Raw genomic sequence first — 23,205 nt, 5'->3', positions numbered from 1 at the left:
GGCGCCTCCGGCGGGGTGGGGATCGGCCTCATTCGCGCTCGTCCTGGCTGCGCCTGCGGTTGCGCGTCACGAGGAACGCCCCGCCCCCCAACACCACGACGGCGGCGAGCACGCCGGCCACGACGCCTCCCGCGCCACCGCCGGAGTCCGCGGCCGTCTGGTCGGCGGCCACCGGGGTGGCGCCGTAGTAGCCCCAGTAGCCGGTCTGGCCGGTGATCACCCCGCCGTCCTCGGGCTGGAGGACGAAGCCGGTGAAGCGGTCGGCCCGGTAGGCCTCCAGCATCGCGTCGTGGGTCAGCACGATCGCGTGCACGTCGTCGTAGAGCATCGACTGCATCCGCTGCACGATGTCGCGTCGCTGGTTCTCGTCCAGCGCGGCCTGCTGCTCGGCGTAGAGCTGGTCGTAGGCGGGGTTGCAGTAGCCGGAGTCGGCCCGCGACGTCCCGTTGACGGCGCAGGTCTGCTGCTCGAGCGTGGCGTCCGGGTCCGGGTTGACGCTCCAGCCGCTCACCGCGATGTCGAAGGTGCCCGCGACGGTGGCGTCGTCGATCTGGTTGGACGACATGATCTGGGGGGTGACCCCGACCCCGACCTCCTTGAGCCACCCGGCGAGGAACTCCAGCAGCTGCGGGTTGGTGGGCACCTGGTTCCCGGCGATGAGCCGGAGGGTGAGCGGCCTGCCGTCGGGACCGACGCGCACGCCGTCCGGGCCGGGCCGGTAGCCGGCCTCGTCGAGCAGCGCCTTCGCCTTCTCCGGGTCGTGGTCGCGCCGCTGGGCGTCCGACGGCGTGAACGTCCACTTCGGGTAGACGGGCGGGATGATCCCGTGCCCGGGCTCCGAGTAGCCCTGCTTGACCCGGTCCACGACCGCGGCGGCGTCGACGGCGTGGTGCAGCGCCTGGCGCACCCGCACGTCGCGCAGGGCCGGGTGGCCGTCGCCGAAGGGCTTCCCGTCCACGCCGCTCGGGTTCGACCAGTTGAGCAGCAGCTCGGTGTAGCGCCGGTTGCGACCCTCGTTGCGGCCGACCGCAGCGTTGCCGTCCAGCGAGTCGAACTGCGCCGGGGTGAGGTCGCGCACCAGGTCGACGTCGCCCTTGAGCAGGCCCTGCACCGCGGCGTCCGCGTTCTCGTACCGGACGAACTGGAGCGTGTCGACGTGCGGGCGGCCGCGCCAGAAGCGGTCGTTCGCGCTGAGCGTGACCGACTGGCCCTCCTGGTAGCCGGTGATGACGTACGGCCCGCTGCCCACCACCGGGAGCTGCTCGGCGCCGGTCGCGGTGCCCATCTGCCCCACCCGGGAGGTCCAGACGTGCTCGGGCACGATCGGGACGTCCGTGGCGAGGAGCGAGGCCTGCGGCCGCTTCGTGGTGATCTGCGCGGTGCGGTCGTCGACCGCGGTGACCGAGGCGAAGTTGGCGACGGCCGAACCGTTCGCGTCCTGGGCCGCCGGGTTGGCCATGATCTGGGTGTAGGTGAACGCGACGTCCCGCGCCGTGATCGGCGTGCCGTCCGACCACTGCGCGTCGCGGATCCGGAACGTCCAGGTGAGGCCGTCGGGCGAGGCCTCCCAGCTCTCCGCGAGCCCCGGCTGCACCGCGTTGTCCGGGCCCACCATGGTCAGGTTCTCGTAGGTGAGGCGCATGACCTGCGTGGAGGACAGGAACACCGCGACGAACGGGTTGAGCGAGTCGATGTCCTGCGTGATCGCGACCCGGAGGGTGGTGCCGCCCGGAGCCGGAGCCGCCTGTGCCACGCCGGCGCCGCCGGCCGCGAGCGCCGCCGCGAGCAGCGCGGCGGCCGCGCGGCCCGCCCAGGTGCGGAACGAGACCCATCGCATGGCTTCCCCCCGAAGATGCGCCGTTGCGGTGGGGGGAATGAATCATCGTGACGCCATGGCGTCAATGGGTCACGTGCGGCTAGCCTGGGTGATCATGCAGGTGTTGGTGTCCGCCGACATGGAGGGCGCCACCGGCGTCACCTGGACCGACGACTGCGTGCCCGGCACCGAGCCGTGGCAGCGGATGCGGCGGCTGTTCGCGGGCGACGTCAACGCGTGCGTGGCCGGCCTGTCCGCGGGCGGCGCCACCGCGGTGCTGGTGAACGAGGCCCACTCCGCGCAGCGCAACCTGCTGCTGGAGGAGCTCGACCCGCGCGCCAGCATGCTGACCGGGCGCCACAAGCCGCTGTCGATGATGCAGGGCATCGACTCGGGCGTGGACGGGGTGGTGTTCCTCGGCTACCACGCCGGCGCGGGGCAGCAAGGCGTGCTGGCGCACACGTACCTGACGAACTCGATCACCGGCGTGTGGCTGGACGGCGAGCCGGCGGGCGAGGGCGGCCTGAACGCCGCGCTCGCCGCCGAGCACGGCGTGCCGGTGCTGCTCGTCACCGGGGACGACCGGGCGTGCGGTGAGGCGGCGGCGTACGCGCCCGACGCGGAGCGGGTGGCCGTGAAGCGGTGCGTGAGCAGGTACGCGGCGATCTGCCTGCCCCCGGCCCGCACCGCGGAGCTGATCACGGAGGCGGCCACCGCGGCCATGCGCCGCGCGGGCCGGGGCCCGCGGCGGCCCGCGCCGCACCGGATCGAGGTGGAGTTCGACGCGGCCCACCTCGCCGATGCCGCGGCGGTCGTGCCGACCGTCGAGCAGGTCGGCGTGCGCCGGGTCGGGTTCGACGCGCCGGACATGACCGAGGGGATGCGCGCCTTCAAGATCGTGACGGCCATCGCGTCCGGGGCGGTGCAGGGTGTCTACGGCTGATCCGGTGACCGGCCCGGCGCACGGCGTCGCCGAGCTCTGCTCCGCGCTCGTGGCCATCGACACCACCAACCGGGCCCGCGGCGACGCGGTCGGCGAGCGGGAGGCGGCCGAGTTCGTCGCCGGGGTGCTCACCGACGAGGCGGGTGTCGAGCCGGTGCTGCTGGAGCCGGCCCCACGGCGCACGAGCGTGGTGGCGCGCGTCCCCGGCCGCGATCCGGGGCTCGGCGCGCTGCTGGTGCAGGGGCACCTGGACGTCGTGCCCGCCGACCCGGACGGCTGGACGGTGCCGCCGTTCTCGGGCGCCGTGCGGGACGGCTACGTGTGGGGTCGCGGGGCGGTGGACATGAAGGACGCGTGCGCGAGCGTGCTGGCCGTGGTGCGCTCGTGGGCCGCCCGCGGGGTGCGTCCCCGCCGCGACCTGGTGCTCGCGTTCGTCGCCGACGAGGAGACCGGGGGCGCCTACGGCGCCGAGTGGCTGGTGGCGCAGCACCGGGAGCTGTTCGACGGGTGCGTGGCGGCCATCGGCGAGGGCGGCGGGTTCCCGCACCCGGCGGACGGGGTGCGGTTCTACCCCGTCGGCACGGCCGAGCGGGGCACCCTGCACCTGCGGCTGACCGCCACCGGGCGGGGCGGGCACGGCTCGCGGCCGAACCGCGACAACGCCGTCGTCACGCTGGTCGAGGCGCTGGCCAGGGTTGCGGCGCACCGGTTCCCGGTCCGGCTCACGCCGACGGTCCGCGAGTACCTGCTGCGCACGGCGGAGGCGCTGGGCGTGCCCGCGGAGCTGGACTCCGACGCCGGCGTGGAGGCGACGATCGCGCGCCTGGGCCACGCGGGCCGGCTGGCGGCCGGGGTGGTGCGTCCCACGATGACGCCCACCGTGCTGGCCGCGGGCAGCGCCGTCAACGTGATCCCGCCGGTGGCCGAGGCGATGGTCGACACCCGGGTGCTGCCCGGCGGCATGGCCGAGGTGACCGCCGCGCTGGCCGACCTGCTCGGTCCCCGGGTCCGGTACGAGGTCGTGGCGCAGGGCGACCCGGTGCAGGCGCCGTTCGACTCCCCGTGGTTCACGGCGATGGCCGAGTCGCTCCGGGCGGAGGACCCGCACGCCGTGGTCGTGCCCTACTGCCTCGGCGGTGGCACCGACGCCAAGGCCTTCTCCGCGCTCGGGATCCCCTGCTACGGCTTCGCGCCGCTGGGGCCCGCCCCGGACGGGGACGGCTACGACCACCGGGCGATGGCGCACGCCGTGGACGAGCGGGTTCCCGTGAGCGGGCTGGAGTTCGGCGCCCGGGTGCTCGACCGCTTCCTGCTGCAGGCCTGACCGGGCGATACGGGGGCCGGGCGCGCGGCGGATGCGGCTGCGGCGGAGACCGGCCGGTAGGCTGGGCCCGCGACCTCGGCCCGGATTGTCCGCTTCGCGGCCGCCCACCGGTGGGTTTCCGGGTGTCGGGGAACGATGATCGGGCCGTTCCGGGGTACCTCGCCGCAGGGGGCTCTCGCCCGTCCACACCGGGAGGAGGACCCGCGTGCTCGCGCTCGTCACCGCGCACCTCGTCGTCGCGGGCCTGCTGCCTCTGGTGTCGGCGCGCAGCACCCGTGCGGCGTTCGGGGTGGCCGCCGTGCTGCCGGCGGCCACGCTGCTGTGGGCACTGGCGAACGCGGGCCCCGCGCTCTCCGGCGGGCTGGTCGAGACCACGGCCTGGTCGCCCGCGCTCGGCCTGGAGCTGGCCTTCCGGCTCGACGCGCTCGGGCTCGCGATGATCGTGCTGGTGTCCGGCATCGGCGCGGTCATCCTGGCCTACAGCGTCGGCTACTTCGGGCGTGGCTCGCCGGAGGCCCCCCGCTCCGCCGCGCTGCTCCTCGCGTTCGCAGGCGCGATGCTCGGCCTCGTCCTCGCCGACGACCTGCTCACGCTGTACGTGTTCTGGGAGCTCACGTCGGTCGCGTCGTTCCTGCTGGTGGGGCAGGGTGGCGAGCGCCGCGAGGAGCGCCGCGCCGCCGTGCAGGCGCTGCTCGTCACGGTGTTCGGCGGGCTGGCGATGCTGCTCGGCTTCGTGCTGCTGGGCGAGGCCGCGGGCACCTACCGGATCTCGGAGATCCTCGCCGACCCGCCCCGCGGCGGACCGGTCACCGCCGCGCTGCTGCTGATCCTGCTCGGGGCGTTCACGAAGTCGGCACAGCTGCCGTTCCACCCGTGGCTGCCCGCCGCGATGGTGGCGCCCACCCCGGTGAGCGCGTACCTGCATGCCGCCTCGATGGTCAAGGCGGGCGTCTACCTGGTGGCCCGGCTCTCGCCCGCGTTCGCCGACCTCGCGGTGTGGACGGTGCCGGTGCTCGTCGCCGGTGTGGCCACCATGCTCGTCGGCGGCTGGCGGGCGCTCTCCGCCACCGACCTCAAGCGGCTGCTCGCGTTCGGCACGGTGAGCCAGCTCGGGTTCCTGATGGTGCTCTTCGGCGCGGGTGGCCGGGTGGCCGCGATGGCCGGTATCGCGATGCTGCTCGCGCACGGCGGGTTCAAGGCCACCCTCTTCCTCACCGTCGGCGCCGTCGACCACGCCACCGGCACGCGTGACGTGCGCGAGCTGTCCGGCGTCGGCCGCGCGCTGCCCGGCCTGGCGGTCGCCGCGACGCTCGCGGCCGCCTCGATGGCCGGCCTGCCGCCGCTGATCGGGTTCGTCGGCAAGGAGGCGGCGTTCGAGGCGTTCCTCCACGGCACGGTCGCGAACTGGACGGTCGCGGGCGGCCTGCTGCTCGGCTCGGTGCTCACCGTCGCCTACAGCGCGCGGTTCCTGTGGGGCGCCTTCGCCCGCAAGCCCGGCCGCGATGCCGTGGAGGTGCACGGGCTCGGCCCCGCGCTGACCGTCCCGGTGTGGCTGTGCGCGGTCGCGGGGCCCGTGCTCGGGATCGCCGCACCGATCGTCGACGCCGACGCGGCGAGCTACGCCGCCGCGCTGCCGGGCGATCCGGGCTACCACCTCGCGCTCTGGCACGGGTTCGGCCTCCCCCTGCTGTTCTCGGCGGTCGCGCTGGCCGGCGGCCTCGCCGTGCACGCCGCGCGGGCCGGGCTCGCACCGCTCGCCGGCCGCAGCCCGCTGGACGCCCAGCGCGCGTACGAGAGGACGATCGCGGGCATCGGCCGGGTCGCCGTCGGCGTCACCGGGCGGATGCAGGTCGGCTCGCTGCCCGCCTACCTCGCCACCATCCTGGTGGCGTTCGTGCTGCTCCCGGGGGTGGCCACGGTGCTCGCGGGCGCGTGGCCGGCCTCCGTGCCGATCTACCACGAGGCGATCCAGGTGCCGCTCGCGATCGTGGTGGTGATCGCGGCGCTCGCCGTCACCCGGGCGCGGCGCCGGTTCACCGCCGTGCTGCTCGTCGGCGTGATCGGCTACGGCGTCGGTGGCCTGTTCATCGTCGACGGGGCGCCGGACCTCGCGCTCGCCCAGTTCCTCGTCGAGACGCTCTCCCTCGTCGCGTTCGTGTTCGTGCTGCGCAGGCTGCCCGCGCACTTCACCGAGACGCGCCCGCCGCGGCGGGTACGCGTACCCAAGTCGCTGCTGGGGGCCGTCGCCGGGCTCGCCGTCGCGGTCTTCGCACTGGTGCTCTCCGCGGCGCGGACCGCCCCGGCCACCACGAGCGCCGAGCTCGCCCGCCTCGCGCCCGAAGCCGGCGCCACCAACGTGATCAGCGCGATCCTCGTCGACTTCAGGGCACTGGACACCGTCGGCGAGATCGGCGTCCTGTTCGTCACGGCAGCGGGCGTCGCGAGCCTCGTGCTGGCCACGCGCTACGACCGGCGGCGGGGCCGGGCGCCGGTGGAGAGCGGCCAGAGCACGCCGCGGCACGAGGAGGACGTGCTCGGATGACCGACCCGGACCAGGAACCGGTGCCGTTCGAGGAATGGGACCGGCCCCGGCAGGCGTGGATGCTCTCCGGCGACTGCCGCGGCTACCGCCAGCGCACGCTCCTGCTGGAGATCACCACGCGCGCGCTGTTCCCGACAGTGCTGGTGTTCTCGATCTACCTGCTGCTCGTCGGGCACTACGGGCCCGGCGGCGGCTTCGCGGCCGGGTTGGTCGCCGGCCTCGCGTTCGTGCTGCGCTACATCGCGGGCGGCAGCGACGCCGCCGTGCGCATCCGCCCGCCGGCGCTCATCGGCCTCGGGCTCACCGTCGCCCTGCTCACCGCGCTCGCCCCCACCGTCGTCGGCGCGCCGGTGCTCACCACCACGAAGATCGCGCTCGACGTCCCGCTCCTCGGGCACGTCGAGACCCAGACGAGCGTGTTCCTCGACACCGGTGTGTACCTGCTGATCGTCGGTGTCGTGCTCGACCTGCTGCGCTCGCTCGGCGCCGGGATCGAGCGCGACATGCGGGATGCGGGGGAGCCCCGGTGAACAGCGTGAACCTCGTGATGGCCGCCACCGTCGGCGTGCTCTACGGCACCGGCTTCACGCTGCTCCTGTCGCGCTCGCTGATGCGGGTGCTGATCGGGGTCGTCGTGCTCGGGCACGGCACCAACCTGCTCCTGCAGCTGGCCGGCGGGCCGCCGGGCCGGGCGCCGATCCTCGGCGCGGTGCCGTCGGAGGAGTTCACCGACGCGTTGCCCCAGGCGCTCGCCCTCACCGCGATCGTGATCACGTTCGCGCTCACGACGTTCCTGCTCGCGCTCGGCTACCGCTCCTACGTCCTGGTCGGCCACGACGAGGTGCAGGACGACGTCGAGGACCGCCGGATCGCGCGGCAGAAGACACCGTCCGCGCCGCTGGAGGACGGCGGGGAGGACGAGGCGGATCCGCTCGCGGCCGCCGAGCGCACCGACGACCAGGTCGAGGCCGAGGCGAGGCGGGAGGTGCAATGACCGAGCTCGCGAGCGAATCCTCGATGCTGAACATCCTCCTGCCCTTCCCCGTGCTGCTGCCGATGTTCGGTGCGGCGCTCACGGTGGTCGGAAGCCGGTCGGCCACGCTGCAGCGCGTCGTCGGGATCGTGGTGCTCGCGGCGGTGGCGGCGCTCGCCTGCGTGCTGCTGGTGGCCGCCGACCGGCACGGCCCGATCGTCGCCGAGCTCGGCGGCTGGCCCGCTCCCGTCGGGATCGCGCTGGTGGCCGACCGCCTGTCGGCGCTCCTCCTGCTCGTGTCCACGCTGGTCACGCTCGCCGTGCTCGTCTACGCGATCGACCAGCGGATCGCCGACTACGGCCGCGCCACCGCCAGCACCACGTTCCACCCGATGTACCTCATGCTCTGCGCGGGCGTCTCGCTCGCGTACCTCACCGGCGACCTGTTCACGCTGTTCGTGGCGTTCGAGCTGATGCTCACCGCGTCCTACGTGCTGATCACCCGGCGCACCGGCGCCAACCGGATCCGGGCCGGCATGACGTACGTGACGGTCAGCCTGCTGTCGTCGCTGCTCTTCCTCACGGCGGTCGCGATGGTCTACGCCGCCACCGGCACCGTGAACCTCGCGGACCTCGCCGGCCGGGTGGGAGAGCTGCCCCCGGGGCTGCAGACGGTACTGGGGATGATGCTGCTCGTCGTCTTCGGGATCAAGGCGGCGATCGTCCCGCTGCACTTCTGGCTGCCCGACAGCTACCCGAACGCGCCCGGCCCGGTGGCGGCGCTCTTCGCGGGCCTGCTCACGAAGGTCAGCTTCTACGCGCTCCTGCGCACGCAGACGCTGCTCTTCCCGCGCGAGGAGCCGTGGACGCTCGTGCTGGTGCTGGCGGTCGCCACGATGCTCGTGGGCGTGCTGGGCGCGCTGGCGCAGAACGACCTCAACCGGCTGCTGTCGTTCCTGCTGGTCAGCCACATCGGGTTCCTGCTCTACGGGCTGGCCGTCTTCGACGCGGCGGGGGTCTCCGGCGCGGCGCTCTACGCCGCCCACCACATCACGGTGCTCGCCACCCTGTTCCTCGTGAGCGGGCTCATCACCCGGCGCACCGGCACCGTGGCGCTGGACCGGATGGGCGGTCTGCTGCGCAGCTCACCGGGCCTGGCGATCCTGTTCGCCGTCCCCGCGCTGACGCTCGCCGGGGTGCCGCCGACGGCCGGGTTCGTCGCGAAGCTCGCGCTGCTGCGGGCCGGGGCGGGCAGCGGCGTCCCGGAACAGGCCGTCGCCGGCGTCGTGATCGTCGCGAGCCTGCTCACCCTCTACGCGCTGGTGCGCGTGTGGGTGCGGGTGTTCTGGGGCGAGCCCGTGGCCCCGGTGCCCGACGTCGACCCCACCGACGAGGTGCTCGTCGGCACGGCACGCACGTCCGTACCGATGTACGCCGCCACGGCCGGGCTCATCGCGGTGAGCCTCGCGATCGCCGCCTTCGCCGGCCCGCTGGCCGGCGTGACCGGGCGGGCCGGCGTGGACCTGCTCGACCGCGAGCCCTACCGCGTCGCCGTGCTGGGGGAGGGGCCGCCGTGACCGCCCGGTTGCCGTCCGCGCTGTGGCTCGCGCTGGTGTGGGTGCTGCTGTGGGGCACCTTCACCCCGGCGTCGATCGTCGGCGGTGTGCTGGTCGCGGTGCTGGTCATCGCGCTGTTCCGGCTGCCGCCCGCCACCGACCGGCTGCCGGTGCGCCCGCTGCGCCTCGCGGGGCTCGTCCTGTTCCTGCTCTGGGATCTCGTCGTGTCCGGAGCCGAAGTGGGCTGGCAGGTGCTGCGGTACGGCCCCCGCGCCCGCGGGGCGATCATGGCGATCCCGCTGATCTCGTCCTCGGATCTCGTGGTCACGGTCATGGCCACCGCCCTCACGCTCTCCCCGGGCACGATGGCGCTGCAGATCGACCACGACCACGACGTCTGGTACGTCTACTCGCTGGGCCCCCGTGACGGCGCCGGGGTGGAACGGGCCCGGAGGCGGGCCCTGGACATGCAACGCCGCGTCCTCGCGGCCCTGGGCACCCCGCAGGAGCTGTCGATCGCGAGGCGCCTGCTGGAGGAGGGGGTGGCGCGATGACCGTCGTCTTCGTCGTCGTCCTGGCGATGCTCTGCCTGGCCGGGGCCCTCACGCTCGTCCGGCTGCTGCGCGGCCCGGACACGCTGGACCGGATCGCCGCGCTCGACGTGTTCGTGATCCTCATCGTGGCCGCGGCGTCGGTGTACGTCGCGATCTACCGCGACGGGTCCAACATCCCGCTGCTCGCGGCCGTCGCCCTCCTCGGGTTCGTGGGGTCGGCCACGGCCACCCGGCTGGCGGAGCGCAGGAAGGGGCACCGGTGATCATCGACCCCGTGGTGATCGACGCCGCCTCCGCCGTGCTGATGCTCGTCGGCGCACTGTCCTGCCTGCTCGGGGCCCTCGGGCTCGTGCGCCTCCCGGACCTGCCGGGCCGCATGCAGGCCGCCACCAAGCCCCAGACGCTGGGCCTGCTGCTGATCCTCGCCGGCACCGCCCTGCGGGTCGAGATGGAGAGCGCGGTCACGTTGCTGCTGGTGGGGCTGTTCCAGGTGATCACGGCGCCGGTGATCGCGCAGCTGCTCGGGCGTTCCGCGTACCGCGGCGGGAGCGTGCGATCGGAGCTGCTGGTCGTCGACGAGCTGGCCGGGAAGATGCCGGAGGACGGGTCGTCCTAAGCTCCCGCGGGTGCCCCTCTACGCGCTCGGTGACGTCGAACCGGACATCCATCCCGATGCCTACGTCCACCCGGACGCCGTCGTGATCGGCGCCGTCACGATCGGGGCGGAGGCGTCGGTCTGGCCCACCGCGGTGCTGCGGGGCGACGACGGGCGCATCGAGGTGGGCGCCCGCACCAGCGTGCAGGACGGGTCGATCATCCACTGCACACCGCACGAGCCCACGATCATCGGGGCCGAGGTCACCGTCGGGCACAACGTGCACATCGAGGGCGCGCTGATCGGGGACCGCGCCCTCATCTCGTCCGGTTCGGTGGTGCTGAACGGCGCCCGCATCGGGGCCGGTGCGGTGGTCGCGGCGGGCGCCGTCGTGTCGCCGAAGACGGAGATCCCGGACCGGCGGATGGCGATCGGCGTCCCGGCGCGGGTCCGGGAGGGCCACGAGGTCCCCGAGGGGTACTTCGACCACGCGGTGCAGAGCTACATCCGGCGCGGCAAGAGGTTCCGCGCGGAGCTGAGGAGGATCGCCTGATGCCGGCACGACCGCTCGAGGAGGTCGTCGAGGCCGGGTGGGCCAAGGCGCTGGCCCCGGTGGCCCCGGTGATCGCCGACATGGGGGCGTTCCTGCGCGCCGAGCTCGCCGCGGGCCGCCGCTACCTGCCGGCGGGCGCCAACGTGCTGCGCGCGTTCCAGCAGCCGTTCGACGGGGTGCGCGTGCTGATCGTGGGCCAGGACCCGTACCCGACGCCCGGGCACGCGATCGGGCTGTCGTTCTCGGTGTCGCCGCAGACCCGCCCCGTGCCGCGCTCGCTCGCGAACATCTTCCGCGAGTACTCCGCGGACCTCGGCCACCCCACCCCGTCCACCGGCGACCTGACGCCGTGGGCCGAGCAGGGCGTGCTGCTGCTCAACAGGGTGCTCACGGTGGAGCCGGGCAATCCGGGATCGCACCGGGACAAGGGCTGGGAGAAGGTCACCGAGCAGGCCATCCGCGCCCTCGTGGCCCGGGACGGCGAGCCGCTCGTCGCGATCCTCTGGGGCCGCGACGCCCGCAACCTCGCCCCGCTGCTCGAGGACGTGCCGTGCATCGAGTCGGCCCACCCGAGCCCGATGTCGGCCGACCGCGGCTTCTTCGGCTCCCGCCCCTTCAGCCGCGCCAACGCCCTGATCGAGGAGCTGGGCGGGGAGCCGGTGGACTGGAAGCTCCCCTGAGCCTGCCGCTCGGCGTCACGCGACGTGCACCTCGTCCCCGGCGGACCGGTAGGTCGTCTCGTCGAGGCCGGACTGGGTCGGGTCGTGGTCGACGTCCCCGACGTCGTACATCGTGGTCATCCAGTGGTAGAAGTTGTCGCCGCGGTCGCGCAGCCGGCGGTAGAGGCGCCGCATCAGCCGGGTCCGGACGGGCGCGATCTCCGGGTGGCGGTAGACGTTCAGCAGCTCGTCCGGGTCGTTCGCGAGGTCGTAGAGCTCGTTCGTCGAGTCCGGGTTGACCACCAGCTTGTAGCGGTCCTCGCGCAGCATCCGCTGGGGGTACGGGAAGTGGTGCCCGTGGAACTCGCAGACGATGTCGGGATCCCACTCCACCTGGTGGCCCTCGACCAGCGGCACGAGACTGCGCGAGTCGACCGCCGGTGCCGGGTCGATGCCGGCGAGGTCGAGGATCGTCGCCGTGCAGTCCAGCAGGCTGACGAACTCGTCGCGCACCTGGCCCGGGGGCGCTCCGGGGATCCGCACGATCCCGGGTGTGCGGTAGATGTCCTCGTACATCGCGGGGCCCTTGTCGTGCAGCCGGTGCGAGCCGGTGAACTCCCCGTGGTCGCTGGTGAAGAACACCGCGGTGTCGTCGGCTAGCCCGAGCCGGTCGAGCGCGGCCAGGACCCGGCCGATCTGCTCGTCGATCAGCGCCACGTAGCCCCAGTACACCGCGATGAGCTTGCGCGTCACCTCGATCGGCATGGTGTCGAACGTCCAGTGGGCGCTGTAGTTGCGCTGCACCGGCGGCTTGCCCTCGAACGTCTCCGCGATCGACTTCGGCAGCTCGACCAGTCCCGAGTCGAACATGTCGAAGTAGGAGTCCGGCACGATGTAGGGGAGGTGCGGCCCGAAGAAGCTGAGCTCCAGGAAGAACGGGGTGTCGGCGGCGGCCGCGTAGCGTTCGAGCAGCTCGATCGTGCGGGTGGCGAGGTAGTGCTCGAACGTGGCCTCCAGCGGCTGGTGGAGGCGGGCGGCCAGCAGGTTGCCCGGCCCGCCGTTGGGCAGCGTGCCGCGGATCCGGTCGCTGATCCGGTACGGCGGGAGCCCGTGCTCGCGCAGGTAGCCGAGGTAGTCCTCGTTGTCGACGGGGTTGTGCCAGCCGGGGAGGTCGGGGCCGTCGAAGCCGAAGTCGGCGGCGTTGCGTTCGGTGCCCGCGTGCCACTTGCCCACGAGGCCGGTGTGGTAGCCGCGTTCCCGCAGCGCCTCCACGAAGGTGAACGTGCCGTCGGCCAGGTCCTCGCGGTACCCGACGTTGCGTTCGTGGTTCGCCAGCACCTGGTGCCGGAACGGGGCCTGGCCCGTGAGCAGGCTCGCGCGCGCGGGCGTGCAGATCGCCGTGGGCGTGTACCAGCGGTCGAACCGGGTGCCCGAGCGGGCGAGCCCGTCGAGCACCGGCGTGGCCGCGTGCGGGTTGCCGTAGGCCCCGAGCGTGTCCACCCGGTGCTGGTCGGTCATCAGGAAGAGGATGTTCCGCCGGCTCATTCGCTGGCCCGGAGGAAGAGATCGCCGGTGTAGTACTGCGCCGGGTCCACCGCCGCCGGCAGCTTGCCCGCACCGACGAAGTAGTCACCGAGGCCGGCGAGCCACTTGCCGATCGTCCCGTCCCGGGTCAGCCCGTCGAGCTCGTCGAGGGACAGGACCTGCACGTTCCGGGCGTCGGCCTGCACCTGGGCGGGGTCGAGGGCGGAGAAGTCCGCGGTGAGCTCGACTGCCTGGTCCGGGTTCGCGGCGCGGAAGGCGATCGCCTCGCGCAGGACCTTCAGCACGCGCGCCACCTTCTCCGGCTGGTTCGCGACGACGTCGTTGCCCGCGACGAACGCCGTCGGGAACGCGACGGTCTGTTCGAAGTCCTGGTTCGTCGCCAGCTCGACGAGGTCGGGGACCCGCTGCTTCACGGTCGCCAGCGCCGGGTACCAGATGCCGGCCGCGTCGACCTGCTTCGACGACAGCGCGGTGATGATGGCGGCCGGCTCCATCGCCACGAGGTTCACGTCCGCCTTCGTCATCCCGGCCTTCTGGAGCGCGAGCGTGAGGATCATGTCGCCGGACGTGCCCTCGGGGACAGCGACGGTGCGACCGCGCAGGTCCTCGATCGAGTTGATGCCCGGCTGCGCCACGACGCGGTCGGCCCGGCCGAGCGTGTTGATGGCGATGATCTTGGCCTGCCCGGACGCCGGCAGCCAGATCGCGCCCGGACCGATGTAGCCGAAGTCGAGGTCGCCGGTGCCGAGCGCCTGGACCTGCAGCGGCCCGTTGGTGAACGACGTCGTCGTGACGTTCACCCCGTGCTTCTCCCACAGCCCCTGGTCCTCGGCGATCGCGAGCAGGCTCGTGCCGTTGAAGTCGGGGATGTAGCCGAAGTTCACGTCGACGGGCTCCGGCCCGTCCGGGGTCCCGGTGGCGCCGGCGCACCCCGCGGCGAGCACGGCGAGGGCCGCGCCGGCCGCGATGACACCGACCCGCCGTCTGCTGATCCGCTTGCTGAACCGCTGGCTGAACCGCTTGCTGAACCGCTTGCTGAACCGCATTGCCGTTCCTCTCACTGGCCGGCGGCGATGCCGGGAGCCTGGTGGTAGACCGAGTGCCACACGCGGTTGCGGAGCTCGGCGAACCCCGGGCTCAGGCGGGCTTCCTCGGTGCGCGGGTGGGGCAGGCCGACATCGATCACGTCGTAGATGCGGCCGGGCCGGGCCGCCATCACCACCACGCGGTTCGCGAGGAAGACGGCCTCGTCGACGTCGTGGGTGATGAACAGGACCGTGCGCTTCTCGCGGTTCCACGTGTCGAGCAGCTGTTCCTGCAGCGTGACCCGGGTGAGCGCGTCCAGCGCGCCGAAGGGCTCGTCCATGAGCAGGATCGAGGGGTTCACCGCGTAGGCGCGGGCGATGGCGCAGCGCTGCTTCATCCCGCCCGAGAGCATCTTCGGCAGCGCGTCGGCGAACTGCTCGAGGCCGACCATGCGGATGAAGTGGTCGGCCCGCTCCCGCCGCTGCACGGCGTCGAGGCCCGCGACCTTCAGCCCGAACTCGACGTTCTTGCGGACGGTGAGCCAGGGGAAGAGGGCGTACTGCTGGAAGATGACACCCCGCTCGGGCCCGGGGCCGAGGACGTCCTTCCCGTCGACGAGCGCGCGTCCCGAGGTCGGGGTGTCGAGCCCGGCGAGGATGTTCATCAGCGTCGACTTGCCGCACCCGGATGGCCCGACGACGGTGACGAACTCGTTGTCCGCGATGTCGAGCGAGACCCCGTCGAGCGCGACGAACTCCTCGTCCTTCAGCGGGAAGGTCCTGCGGACCTCCTGCACCGAGATCTTCGTGTTCATCGCCGTTCCTGCCATCCGGTGAGCCTGGTCTCGGCGAGGAGCAGCAGCCGGTCCATCACCAGGCCGAGAACACCGATGACGACGATGCTGACGAAGATCGTGGCGAGGTCGTAGTAGAGCTGCGCCTGCTGCATGCGGTAGCCCAGACCGGCGGGAGCGGCCAGCAGTTCGGCGGCCACCAGGGTGGCCCACGCCGAGCCGAGGCCCACCCGCATGCCGACGAGGATGAACGGTGTCGACGCGGGGACCACGACCCTCGCGAAGATCGTCCCGTCCTTCGCGCCGAGCACGCGCGCGGCGTCGATGAGCGTGCGGTCCACGCTCACGACGCCCTGGTAGGTCGAGATCACGCACGCCAGGAACGCGGCGAGGAAGATGACGAACACCTTCGGGACCTCGCCGATGCCGAGCAGCACCAGCACCAGCGGCAGCAGCGCGAGCGGCGGGATGGTGCGGAAGAACTGGATCCAGGGCTCCAGGAGCCCGCGGGCCAGGGTGTACCAGCCCATGAGGAAACCGACGGGAACCGCGACGGCCGAGCCGATGAGGAAGCCCGTGAGAACGCGGGCCAGGCTCGCGAGGAGGTCCTCCTGCAGGGTCCCGTTGGCCGCGAGCTGCATCGCCTTCGCGACGACCTCGGGCGGCGTCGGGAACTGGAAGCCGGCGCGCGCGAGGAGCCACCAGCAGGCGATACCGCCGACGATGGACAGCGCGTTCAGCACGACGAGCGTGGACCGCCGGGGAAGCCTTCTCCGGGATGCCGGCGGCGCCGCTGCGGGTGGCCGGGACAGCGCCGACGTGGGCGGCGCCTCGACGCGCGGGACGTTCTGCGTCCCGGTCATGACGGCTGCGACCTCACGATGTGCTCCTTCGCTGGCTGGGGGAGGAACCGGCAGGCGGCGCGGCTTCGGCGTACTCGGCGAGCAGCGGGGACTGGTGGAAGAGCGCGGCGATCGCGCCGACGGCTCCGTCGCTGTCCCGCAGTTGCGCGGCGCGCACCACGACGGGTTCCGCGGCGGGGATCGAGTAGAGCTCGAAGCGCAGCGTGGCCGCCGCCTGCTCGACGATCACCGGCGCGAGGTGCACGATCTCGCCGCCGATGACGACCTCGTCGGGGTTCAGCACCATGGCCGTCGCGCCGAGGACCCGCCCGAGCGTCACCCCGACCTCGCGCAGCACCGCCTCGACCGCGGGATCGCGGCGGGCGAGCGCCTGCGCGAGGTCGTCGAGCGACCCCACGGAGGCGCCGCGCTCCCGGCACGCGCGCAGGATCGCCGGGGTGGACGCGACGGTCTCGAGGCATCCACGCTTCCCGCACCGGCAGGTGGCGCCGTTCGGGTCGGCCGTGACGTGGCCGAGCTCGCCGGCGAACCCCCGGCCTCCCGTCACGAGCCTGCCGGCGACGACGAGGCCGCCGCCCACGCCGTCGGAGAGCCGCACGTAGACGAGGTCGCTGACGGCGGACTTGTGCGAGATCGCCTCCGCGAGCGCCGCGAACCGGGTGTTGTTGTCCACGATGACCGGAGCGCCGAAGCGTTCGGCGAACGCGGTGTCGACCCCTCTGGGTGCGAGGCTGCGGTTCCAGCTGATCTCCGGCACCCCGGCCTGGTCGCCGACGTAGGGCCCGGGAACGCCGATCCCCACGGCCTGCAGGGCGCCGAGGTGCGTTCCCGTCTCGCGGGCGAGCCGTTCGGTCAGCGCGAACGCGATCTCGAGCCGCTCGTCCCACGGGGTGCCGTCGGCGTAGCGGCTGACGCCACCGGCGATGATCTCGTGCGCGGCGTCGGCCACCGCGACCTGCACGCGGCGGTGCCCGAAGTCGACCCCGAGGAACTGGCCCGACGACGGGTCGAGGCAGAGCCGCTCGGCCGGCCGGCCGCTCCCGACGCGGACCGCGGCATCGGTCTCGGCAACGATGATCGCGCCCCTGGTCAGCAGGTTGCCCGTGATCTCGGAGACGGTCGTGCGGGACAGCCCGACCCGCTCGGCGAGCTCGGCCCGGCTCATCGCCCCGCCCGTGCGGAGTGCGGTCAGCACCCGCTTCTCGTGCATGCTCCGCGTGAGCGCGTGCAGCCCGGTCGACCTCGACATGCGATATGCCTAGCCGCGCCCATTTTTTCCGTCAACGGCCCGACAGAATTCGGTCGACCGGCCCGGCGAGGGCGGGTCCGGCGGGGGCTAGAACGACTTCACACAGCCAATAGCCACTTCACACAGGGCGGGCCCTGTGTGAAGTGGCTACGGGATGTGTGAAGTGCGCGGTGGGACGCTCAGGCGCGCGCGACCTTGCCGGCCTTGAGGCAGGAGGTGCACACGTTCAGGCGCCGGCGGTTCCCGCCGCTGTCGCTCGCACGCACGGTCTGGATGTTCGGGTTCCAGCGGCGGTGGGTGCGGCGGTGCGAGTGCGAGACGGACATGCCGAAGCCCGGACCCTTTCCACAGACGTCACAGACGGCAGCCACGTCGGACACTCCTCGGGTAGACGATGAGGGAAGCCGGGGTTGCCCCGGTCGCGAAGAACCAGGGTACCTGCGCCGTCGCGCCATCGTGCACGGGCCCTACGGCCTAGGCTCGCGGACGTGCCCCCGACCCTCGACACCGCGCTGCTCACCGGCTGGACGCGGGCCGCCACCACGGCGCTCGAGCGGCACTGCGCCGAGATCGACCGGATCAACGTCTTCCCGGTGCCCGACGGCGACACGGGCACGAACCTGCTGCTCACCATGCGCGCGGCGGCCGACGCCGTGCGGCGGGTGGTGCGCGAGAACGGGGCCGGGCGCGGGGTGGCGGCAGCGACGGCCGCACTGGCCCGGGGTGCGCTGGTCGGCGCCCGCGGCAACTCCGGGGTGATCCTCTCGCAGGTGCTGCGGGGTCTCGCGGAGGCGGTGACGCCGGTCCCGCGGCCCGCGGGTGCGGTGTTGGCCGACGCGCTGCAGCGGGCGCACCGGCTCGCCACCGCCGCGGTGAGCAGCCCCAAGGAGGGCACCGTGCTGTCCGTGCTCGCCGCCGCGGCGCGGGCGGCCGCGGAGGCCGACCCGGACCGGCTCGACGACGTGGCCGTCGCGGCGGCGGACGCGGCGGGCACGGCCGTGCGCGCCACCACGGGGCAGCTGCCGGAGCTCGCCAGGGCGGGGGTCGTGGACGCCGGCGGGCTCGGCCTCTACCTCGTGCTGGACGCCCTCGCGGCGTTCGTGACCGGGCGGGCGCCGGGCGGTGAGCTGCCCGGGGCGGCCGCGCCGGTGGCACGGGATCGGGAGGTGCTGGTGGCGGAGCGCGAGGCCGGGTCGGACGAGCACGACTACGAGGTCATGTACCTGCTGGACGGCACCGACGACGCCCGCGTCGACGAGCTGCGTGGCCGGCTGGCCGCGCTCGGGGACTGCGTGGCGGTGGCGGGCGACTCCGACGGGCTGTGGAACGTCCACGTGCACTGCACCGACATCGGTGCCGTGATCGAGGCCGGCATCGCCGCGGGGCGGCCGCACCGGATCACGGTGGTGCGCTTCGCCGATCAGGGCGCCCCGGCCGAGGCGCCCGGCCGGTTCTCCCGCGAGCGGGCCGTGCTGATGGTCGTCACCGGGGCGGAGCTGGCGGAGCTGGCCCGGTCCGCGGGGGCGGTGGTGCTGGAGCGCGAGCCGCGCGGCAACGTCGACGAGGGCGAGATCGTGGCGGCGCTGGCGGGCGCCCGCGCCCGGCACGTCGTGCTGCTGCCCGACGACGCGGAGCTCGCCCCGGTGGCCGAGCGGGCGGCGGCCGTGGCCCGCCGCGACGGGCAGGAGGTGCTGGTGCTGCCCACCGCATCGGTCCTGCAGGGGCTGTCCGCGCTCGCCGTGCACGACCCGGACCGGCGGGCGGGGGACGACGTGGTCGCGATGGCCGAGGCCGCGGCCGGCACCCGCACCGGTGGGCTGGTCGTGGCCGAGTCCGAGGCGCTCACGTGGGTGGGCCGCTGCGAGCCCGGCGAGGTGCTCGGCATCACCGACGGCGAGGTCGTGCTCATCGCCCCCGACCTGGCTGTCGGTGCCCTGTGGTTGGCTCACCGCATGCTCACCGCGGGTGGTGAGATCGTCACCGTGCTGCTCGGCGAGGGGGCCGACGCGGCACTGGGGGAGGGCCTGGCGGCCGACCTGCGCCGCACCCACCCCGAGGTCGACGTCGTCGTGCACCGCGGCGGGCAGACCGACTACCCGCTCGTGCTGGGGGTGGAATGACAGGGATCGACATGTCGAGCGCGCTCGAGCCGCTCGTCGGCAAGCGCACCGCGGCGGCGCTGGAGTCGCTCGACATCGGCACCGTCGGCGAGCTGGTGCGCCACTACCCCCGCCGCTACGTCGACCGCGGCAAGCTCACCGACATCGCAGGGCTGGAGATCGGCGAGCAGGCCACCCTCGTGGCGCAGGTGGAGAAGTCGGTGCTGCGCGACATGCGGTCGCGGCGCGGCAAGCTGCTGAACGTCGTCATCCGCGACGAGAAGGGCGCCACGATCGACTGCACCTTCTTCAACGGGCACAAGGTGCAGCACATCATCAAGCCCGGGGTGCGCGCGGTGTTCTCCGGCAAGGTGGGCGTCTTCGCGGGCAAGCTGCAGCTCACCCACCCCCAGTTCGAGCCCCTCGACGAGGCCGACGAGATCCGCCCGTTCCTGTCCGTCTACCCGGCCACCGGCAAGATCACCTCGCAGCAGGTGGCCCGCTGCGTGCGGCAGGTCCTCGACCTGCTCGACGACCCCACCGACCCGCTCCCCGAGCTCGTACGGGGCCGCGAGAAGCTCGCCGAGCTCGGGCGCGCGCTGCGGCGGATCCACGTTCCGGAGTCCGAGGCCGACATCCACGCGGCCCGCCACCGGCTCGTGTGGGACGAGGCGATGGGCGTGCAGCTCGCGCTGGCGCTGCGCCGCCAGGCCACCGCCCAGCGCCCGGCCGCGGCGTGCCCCCCGGTGCCCGGTGGGCTGCTCGACGCGTTCGACGCCCAGCTGCCGTTCGCGCTCACCGCGGGCCAGCACGCCGTCGGCACCGAGATCGCCACCGACCTCGCGCGCGAGCACCCGATGAACCGGCTCGTGCAGGGCGACGTGGGCGCGGGCAAGACCGTCGTCGCGCTGCGAGCGATGCTGCAGGTCGTCGACGGTGGCCGGCAGGCGGCGCTGCTCGCCCCCACCGAGGTGCTGGCCGCCCAGCACGCCCGCTCCCTGCGGGCGCTGCTCGGCCCGCTCGGGAAGGCAGGCGAGCTGGGCGCGTCCGAGCACGCCACCAGCATCACGCTGCTCACCGGCTCGCTGGGCGCGAAGGCCCGCCGGAAGGCGCTGCTCGACGCGCAGTCCGGGGCGGCGGGCATCGTCGTGGGCACCCACGCGCTGATCCAGGAGCACGTCGGGTTCGCCGACCTCGGCCTCGTCGTCGTCGACGAGCAGCACCGGTTCGGCGTTGAGCAGCGCGACGCCCTGCGCAACCGCGGCGAGCTGGCCCCGCACATGCTCGTCATGACGGCCACGCCGATCCCGCGCACGGTCGCGATGACCGTGTACGGCGACCTGGAGGTCTCCGCACTGCGCGAGCTCCCCCGCGGCCGCTCGCCGATCGCCACCACGGTCGTGCCGCTCGCGGAGAAGCCGAGCTGGTTCGACCGCGTGTGGCGCCGGGTGCGCGAGGAGGTGGCGGCCGGCCACCAGGCGTACGTCGTGTGCCCGCGCGTGGGGGGCCCGGAAAATGGCGCCGACGCGGAGGCCGAGCTCGTCGACACCGAGGACCCGGACATCGGCGCCGACGCCGACGACGGCCAGGCCAAGCGCCCACCGCTCGCGGTGCTCGAGGTGGCGCCCAAGCTCGCCGACGGCGCCCTGCAGGGCCTGCGGATCGGCGTCCTGCACGGCAAGCTGCCGCCCGACGAGAAGGACGCCGTGATGCGGGCGTTCGAGCGCGGCGAGCTCGACGTCCTGGTCGCCACCACGGTGATCGAGGTCGGCGTCGACGTGCCCAACGCCACCGGCATGGTCATCCTCGACGCCGACCGCTTCGGGCTGTCCCAGCTGCACCAGCTGCGTGGGCGCGTCGGGCGCGGTTCGGCGGCGGGCGTGTGCCTGCTGGTCACGGACATGCCGGCCGGCAGCACGGCCCGGGAGCGCCTCGACGCCGTCGCAGGCACCACCGACGGCTTCGAGCTCGCCCACCTCGACCTCGAGCTGCGGCGTGAGGGCGACGTACTGGGCGCCCTGCAGTCCGGCCGCCGCTCCGGGCTGCGGTTGTTGTCCTTGCTGCGCCACGAGGAGGTCATCTCCAAGGCGCAGGTCTACGCTGCGCACATCGTGGCGGACGACCCCGGCCTGCGCCGCCACCCCGGCCTCGCCGCGCTCGTCGGCGAGACGGTGGGCGACGAGGAACGGGCGGCCTACCTGGACAAGGTGTGAGGGGTCGGCCGCGTCCCGCTGGGTATCCGGACCGTGTCGTCGAGAGGATGCAGCCGTGAACGAGCCGTTCCGGCACCCCGCGTTGTTCTACCGCGGTGTCGACGAGTACCTCGGCGGAACGGTGCCCTTCATCGAGGAGGGCCTCGCCGCGGGCGAGCCCGTCGCGGTGGCCGTGCCGGGCGCGAGGCACGAGTTGCTGCGGGGCGCGCTGGGGGGTTCGGCCGCCCGCGTGCAGCTGATCGACATGACCCGGGCGGGACGCAACCCGGGCCGGATCCTGCCCGGCGTGCTCTTCGACTTCGCCGACCGCCACCGCCACGCCGGGAGCGTGCGGATCATCGGCGAGCCGATCTGGCCGGGGCGCAGCGAGGTCGAGTACCCGGCGTGCGTGCAGCACGAGGCCCTGATCAACGAGGCGTTCGCGGGCCGCGACGTCGAGATCCTCTGCCCCTACGACGTCGTGGGCCTGCCGCACGACGTCCTCCAGGATGCCGAGCGCACCCACCCGACGGTGATCGGGCCGGCGGGGCGTCGCGGCAGCGGCCGGTACGCGCCCGACGAGGTGCTCGCCGACTACAACGAGGCCATGCCCGCGCCGCCGGGGGTAGACCCGCTGCTCGTCGACGCCGCCGCGATGTCGCAGGCCAGGGCGTACGCGATCGCGGCGGCGAGGCGCGCAGGCCTCCACCCCCACCGCGCCGACGACTTCGAGTTCGCGGTCAACGAGCTGATGACCAACAGCATCGAGCACGCCCGCACCCGGTGCGCGCTGCGGGTGTGGATCGCCGACGGGCACCTCGTCGCCGAGGTGTCCGACGGTGGCCGGCTGGAGGACCCGCTGGCCGGACGCCGCCCCGCCCCGCCCGAGCAGCCAGGCGGGCGCGGCCTGCTGCTGGTGAACCACCTCACCGACCTCGTGCGGGTCCACCGGTCGGACCGGGGCACCACGATCCGGGTCTACATGAGGGTTTAGGCGGGCAGCTCGCCGCGGGCGGCCTCGTCGAGGGCCGCCTGGGCGGTGCGGGGCAGGTGGATCACGCCCGAGCGGTCGAGCTTGGCGAGCTCGCTGCGGGCGCGGGCGTAGGCGGCGAGGCGCTCGGGGTCGCTGTCGGAGTCGCGGGCCGTGGTGAGGAGCTTGATCACGCGTTCCACGGTGCCGCGCTCGGCGGGGGAGAGGCCCGAGAGGCGGATCCGCTCGGCCGCCTCGGCGGCGGCGCGCCAGGCCCGCTCGGCGCGGTCGACGGCCGACACGAACGACGTGGCGTGCTCGGCGGGTGGGAACGAGTCGGTCTCCAGCGCCTGCGCCTCGGCGAACGCGTCGACGAACCGGGCCGTGCTGGCCACCGAGACGTCGGCGAGCGCGGGCCGGCGCAGCACCTCCATCGGGTCGCACTCGAAGGCGGCGTACTCGGCGCGCAGCGCGGTGAACCGCTCGCGGGCCTTGGTCCACACGGCTTCGAGGCGCGGCGGGGCGGCCGGGCGGGCCGGGAGCGGGGCGGTGCCGGCGGCCACGGCGCGGCGGCGCCTGCCGCGGCGGGTGAGCGCGACGGCCGTGCCGCCCACGATGAGCGCCGGGCCCGCGATGGCGGCCACCGCGATCGTCATGGCGATGATCGCGCCGATGGCCGCTGCCGCGCTGCCCGCCACCGCCGTGGTGACCAGCAGGATCACGAGCGCAACGGCCAACGGCGGCCGGGCGTGTGCCCGGCGCCTCGCCATCCGCCGGATGTGCCGCGCTCGGTGCATCTCCATGCGGGTGAGGTGGGCCTCCATGCGGGCGGCGTGCCGCGCGCGGCGGCGCTCGGCCCGCTGGCGCAGGCGTCGGCCTTCGGCGAATGCGGCGCCGTGGAGGGCCGCCGGGTCGGGACGCATGGCGACACCCCTCGGCTCGGTCGACTTCTC

22 protein-coding genes are annotated in these 23,205 nt (G+C 73.8%); 14 read left to right on the top strand and 8 right to left on the bottom strand.

What is annotated here, in order from left to right; all coding sequences use genetic code 11:
* Nucleotides 1–28: 28 nt before the first annotated feature.
* Nucleotides 29–1,837: an ABC transporter substrate-binding protein gene (locus ABEA81_RS31835; RefSeq protein WP_345610243.1), complete on the bottom strand. Its 1,809-nt coding sequence runs from the start codon at nt 1,835–1,837 to the stop codon at nt 29–31.
* A gap of 94 nt (nt 1,838–1,931) precedes the next feature.
* Between ABEA81_RS31835 and ABEA81_RS31830 the strand changes: the two genes are divergently transcribed.
* The 11 genes from ABEA81_RS31830 (at nt 1,932) to ABEA81_RS31780 (ending at nt 11,536) form a co-directional block, all read left to right on the top strand.
* Nucleotides 1,932–2,759 (top strand): M55 family metallopeptidase, encoded by an 828-nt coding sequence (locus ABEA81_RS31830; protein ID WP_345610241.1) that lies wholly within the window; start codon nt 1,932–1,934, stop codon nt 2,757–2,759.
* A gap of 4 nt (nt 2,760–2,763) precedes the next feature.
* On the top strand, nt 2,764–4,083 hold the full coding sequence (locus ABEA81_RS31825) for a M20/M25/M40 family metallo-hydrolase (RefSeq protein ID WP_345610239.1): 1,320 nt from the start codon (nt 2,764–2,766) through the stop codon (nt 4,081–4,083).
* 205 nt (nt 4,084–4,288) lie between these two features.
* Nucleotides 4,289–6,625 carry a hydrogen gas-evolving membrane-bound hydrogenase subunit E gene (gene mbhE / locus ABEA81_RS31820; RefSeq protein WP_345610237.1) on the top strand — a complete coding sequence of 779 codons (2,337 nt, stop codon included), beginning with the start codon at nt 4,289–4,291 and terminating at the stop codon, nt 6,623–6,625.
* Nucleotides 6,622–7,155, top strand: a complete 534-nt coding sequence (locus ABEA81_RS31815; protein WP_345610235.1) for an MnhB domain-containing protein — start codon at nt 6,622–6,624, stop codon at nt 7,153–7,155. The genes mbhE and ABEA81_RS31815 overlap by 4 nt, the downstream gene beginning before the upstream one ends.
* A 17-nt stretch (nt 7,156–7,172) precedes the next feature.
* On the top strand, nt 7,173–7,619 hold the full coding sequence (locus ABEA81_RS31810; RefSeq protein WP_345610365.1) for a sodium:proton antiporter: 447 nt from the start codon (nt 7,173–7,175) through the stop codon (nt 7,617–7,619).
* On the top strand, nt 7,616–9,175 hold the full coding sequence (locus ABEA81_RS31805) for a Na+/H+ antiporter subunit D (RefSeq protein ID WP_345610233.1): 1,560 nt from the start codon (nt 7,616–7,618) through the stop codon (nt 9,173–9,175). The genes ABEA81_RS31810 and ABEA81_RS31805 overlap by 4 nt, the downstream gene beginning before the upstream one ends.
* Nucleotides 9,172–9,708, top strand: coding sequence for a Na+/H+ antiporter subunit E (locus tag ABEA81_RS31800; protein ID WP_345610231.1), 537 nt, complete (start codon nt 9,172–9,174; stop codon nt 9,706–9,708). Before ABEA81_RS31805 ends, ABEA81_RS31800 begins: the two co-directional genes overlap by 4 nt.
* Complete coding sequence (locus ABEA81_RS31795) at nt 9,705–9,971, top strand: monovalent cation/H+ antiporter complex subunit F (RefSeq protein WP_345610229.1); 267 nt, start codon at nt 9,705–9,707, stop codon at nt 9,969–9,971. Before ABEA81_RS31800 ends, ABEA81_RS31795 begins: the two co-directional genes overlap by 4 nt.
* Complete coding sequence (gene mnhG, locus ABEA81_RS31790) at nt 9,968–10,324, top strand: monovalent cation/H(+) antiporter subunit G (RefSeq protein WP_345610228.1); 357 nt, start codon at nt 9,968–9,970, stop codon at nt 10,322–10,324. The genes ABEA81_RS31795 and mnhG overlap by 4 nt, the downstream gene beginning before the upstream one ends.
* Nucleotides 10,325–10,334: 10 nt before the next feature.
* The gene (locus ABEA81_RS31785) at nt 10,335–10,856 is read left to right on the top strand and encodes a gamma carbonic anhydrase family protein (protein WP_345610225.1); all 522 of its coding nucleotides are present in this window, start codon (nt 10,335–10,337) and stop codon (nt 10,854–10,856) included.
* On the top strand, nt 10,856–11,536 hold the full coding sequence (locus ABEA81_RS31780; RefSeq protein WP_345610224.1) for a uracil-DNA glycosylase: 681 nt from the start codon (nt 10,856–10,858) through the stop codon (nt 11,534–11,536). The genes ABEA81_RS31785 and ABEA81_RS31780 overlap by 1 nt, the downstream gene beginning before the upstream one ends.
* Before the next feature lie 15 nt (nt 11,537–11,551).
* On the opposite strand, the gene ABEA81_RS31775 is transcribed toward ABEA81_RS31780, so the two are convergent.
* From ABEA81_RS31775 to rpmB, 6 genes are all read right to left on the bottom strand, one after another.
* Nucleotides 11,552–13,060 (bottom strand): sulfatase-like hydrolase/transferase, encoded by a 1,509-nt coding sequence (locus ABEA81_RS31775; RefSeq protein ID WP_345610222.1) that lies wholly within the window; start codon nt 13,058–13,060, stop codon nt 11,552–11,554.
* Nucleotides 13,057–14,106, bottom strand: coding sequence for an aliphatic sulfonate ABC transporter substrate-binding protein (locus ABEA81_RS31770; protein WP_345610220.1), 1,050 nt, complete (start codon nt 14,104–14,106; stop codon nt 13,057–13,059). Before ABEA81_RS31770 ends, ABEA81_RS31775 begins: the two co-directional genes overlap by 4 nt.
* A gap of 11 nt (nt 14,107–14,117) precedes the next feature.
* Nucleotides 14,118–14,900, bottom strand: a complete 783-nt coding sequence (locus tag ABEA81_RS31765; RefSeq protein WP_345610218.1) for an ABC transporter ATP-binding protein — start codon at nt 14,898–14,900, stop codon at nt 14,118–14,120.
* The gene (locus tag ABEA81_RS31760; protein WP_345610216.1) at nt 14,897–15,742 is read right to left on the bottom strand and encodes an ABC transporter permease; all 846 of its coding nucleotides are present in this window, start codon (nt 15,740–15,742) and stop codon (nt 14,897–14,899) included. Before ABEA81_RS31760 ends, ABEA81_RS31765 begins: the two co-directional genes overlap by 4 nt.
* A 13-nt stretch (nt 15,743–15,755) precedes the next feature.
* Nucleotides 15,756–16,991, bottom strand: coding sequence for an ROK family transcriptional regulator (locus ABEA81_RS31755; RefSeq protein ID WP_345610214.1), 1,236 nt, complete (start codon nt 16,989–16,991; stop codon nt 15,756–15,758).
* Between the two features lie 179 nt (nt 16,992–17,170).
* A complete protein-coding gene (rpmB, locus tag ABEA81_RS31750; protein WP_345610212.1) occupies nt 17,171–17,362 on the bottom strand; it encodes a 50S ribosomal protein L28 in 192 nt (63 codons plus the stop codon).
* Between the two features lie 117 nt (nt 17,363–17,479).
* Between rpmB and ABEA81_RS31745 the strand changes: the two genes are divergently transcribed.
* Genes ABEA81_RS31745 through ABEA81_RS31735 form a run of 3 tightly spaced genes read left to right on the top strand, consistent with a single transcriptional unit; the run spans nt 17,480 to nt 22,276 of the window.
* Entirely contained in the window at nt 17,480–19,111 is a 1,632-nt protein-coding gene (locus ABEA81_RS31745; RefSeq protein ID WP_345610210.1) for a DAK2 domain-containing protein, read from the top strand.
* A complete protein-coding gene (gene recG / locus ABEA81_RS31740; RefSeq protein ID WP_425570759.1) occupies nt 19,108–21,303 on the top strand; it encodes an ATP-dependent DNA helicase RecG in 2,196 nt (731 codons plus the stop codon). The genes ABEA81_RS31745 and recG overlap by 4 nt, the downstream gene beginning before the upstream one ends.
* Nucleotides 21,304–21,358: 55 nt before the next feature.
* Nucleotides 21,359–22,276 carry an anti-sigma factor RsbA family regulatory protein gene (locus ABEA81_RS31735; RefSeq protein ID WP_345610206.1) on the top strand — a complete coding sequence of 306 codons (918 nt, stop codon included), beginning with the start codon at nt 21,359–21,361 and terminating at the stop codon, nt 22,274–22,276.
* Here the strand turns inward: ABEA81_RS31735 and ABEA81_RS31730 are convergent.
* Nucleotides 22,273–23,175 carry a hypothetical protein gene (locus ABEA81_RS31730; protein WP_345610204.1) on the bottom strand — a complete coding sequence of 301 codons (903 nt, stop codon included), beginning with the start codon at nt 23,173–23,175 and terminating at the stop codon, nt 22,273–22,275. The two genes, ABEA81_RS31735 and ABEA81_RS31730, sit on opposite strands and share 4 nt — an antisense overlap.
* Nucleotides 23,176–23,205 lie beyond the last annotated feature (30 nt).

Source organism: Pseudonocardia adelaidensis (genome assembly GCF_039543345.1).
In the GTDB taxonomy this organism is placed as follows: Bacteria; Actinomycetota; Actinomycetes; order Mycobacteriales; family Pseudonocardiaceae; genus Pseudonocardia; species Pseudonocardia adelaidensis.
Note: the sequence above shows the minus strand (reverse complement) of the source record. Positions and strands in the feature narration are given on the sequence as shown.

What these genes read in the sequence shown, in the direction of transcription:
- ABEA81_RS31835 (WP_345610243.1), bottom strand. Translation starts at nt 1,837, where the DNA reads ATGCGATGGGTCTCGTTCCGCACCTGGGCGGGCCGCGCGGCCGCCGCG.
- ABEA81_RS31830 (WP_345610241.1), top strand. Translation starts at nt 1,932, where the DNA reads ATGCAGGTGTTGGTGTCCGCCGACATGGAGGGCGCCACCGGCGTCACC.
- ABEA81_RS31815 (WP_345610235.1), top strand. Translation starts at nt 6,622, where the DNA reads ATGACCGACCCGGACCAGGAACCGGTGCCGTTCGAGGAATGGGACCGG.
- ABEA81_RS31810 (WP_345610365.1), top strand. Translation starts at nt 7,173, where the DNA reads ATGGCCGCCACCGTCGGCGTGCTCTACGGCACCGGCTTCACGCTGCTC.
- ABEA81_RS31805 (WP_345610233.1), top strand. Translation starts at nt 7,616, where the DNA reads ATGACCGAGCTCGCGAGCGAATCCTCGATGCTGAACATCCTCCTGCCC.
- ABEA81_RS31795 (WP_345610229.1), top strand. Translation starts at nt 9,705, where the DNA reads ATGACCGTCGTCTTCGTCGTCGTCCTGGCGATGCTCTGCCTGGCCGGG.
- ABEA81_RS31780 (WP_345610224.1), top strand. Translation starts at nt 10,856, where the DNA reads ATGCCGGCACGACCGCTCGAGGAGGTCGTCGAGGCCGGGTGGGCCAAG.
- ABEA81_RS31775 (WP_345610222.1), bottom strand. Translation starts at nt 13,060, where the DNA reads ATGAGCCGGCGGAACATCCTCTTCCTGATGACCGACCAGCACCGGGTG.
- ABEA81_RS31770 (WP_345610220.1), bottom strand. Translation starts at nt 14,106, where the DNA reads ATGCGGTTCAGCAAGCGGTTCAGCAAGCGGTTCAGCCAGCGGTTCAGC.
- ABEA81_RS31765 (WP_345610218.1), bottom strand. Translation starts at nt 14,900, where the DNA reads ATGAACACGAAGATCTCGGTGCAGGAGGTCCGCAGGACCTTCCCGCTG.
- ABEA81_RS31760 (WP_345610216.1), bottom strand. Translation starts at nt 15,742, where the DNA reads ATGACCGGGACGCAGAACGTCCCGCGCGTCGAGGCGCCGCCCACGTCG.
- ABEA81_RS31755 (WP_345610214.1), bottom strand. Translation starts at nt 16,991, where the DNA reads ATGTCGAGGTCGACCGGGCTGCACGCGCTCACGCGGAGCATGCACGAG.
- recG (WP_425570759.1), top strand. Translation starts at nt 19,108, where the DNA reads ATGACAGGGATCGACATGTCGAGCGCGCTCGAGCCGCTCGTCGGCAAG.
- ABEA81_RS31730 (WP_345610204.1), bottom strand. Translation starts at nt 23,175, where the DNA reads ATGCGTCCCGACCCGGCGGCCCTCCACGGCGCCGCATTCGCCGAAGGC.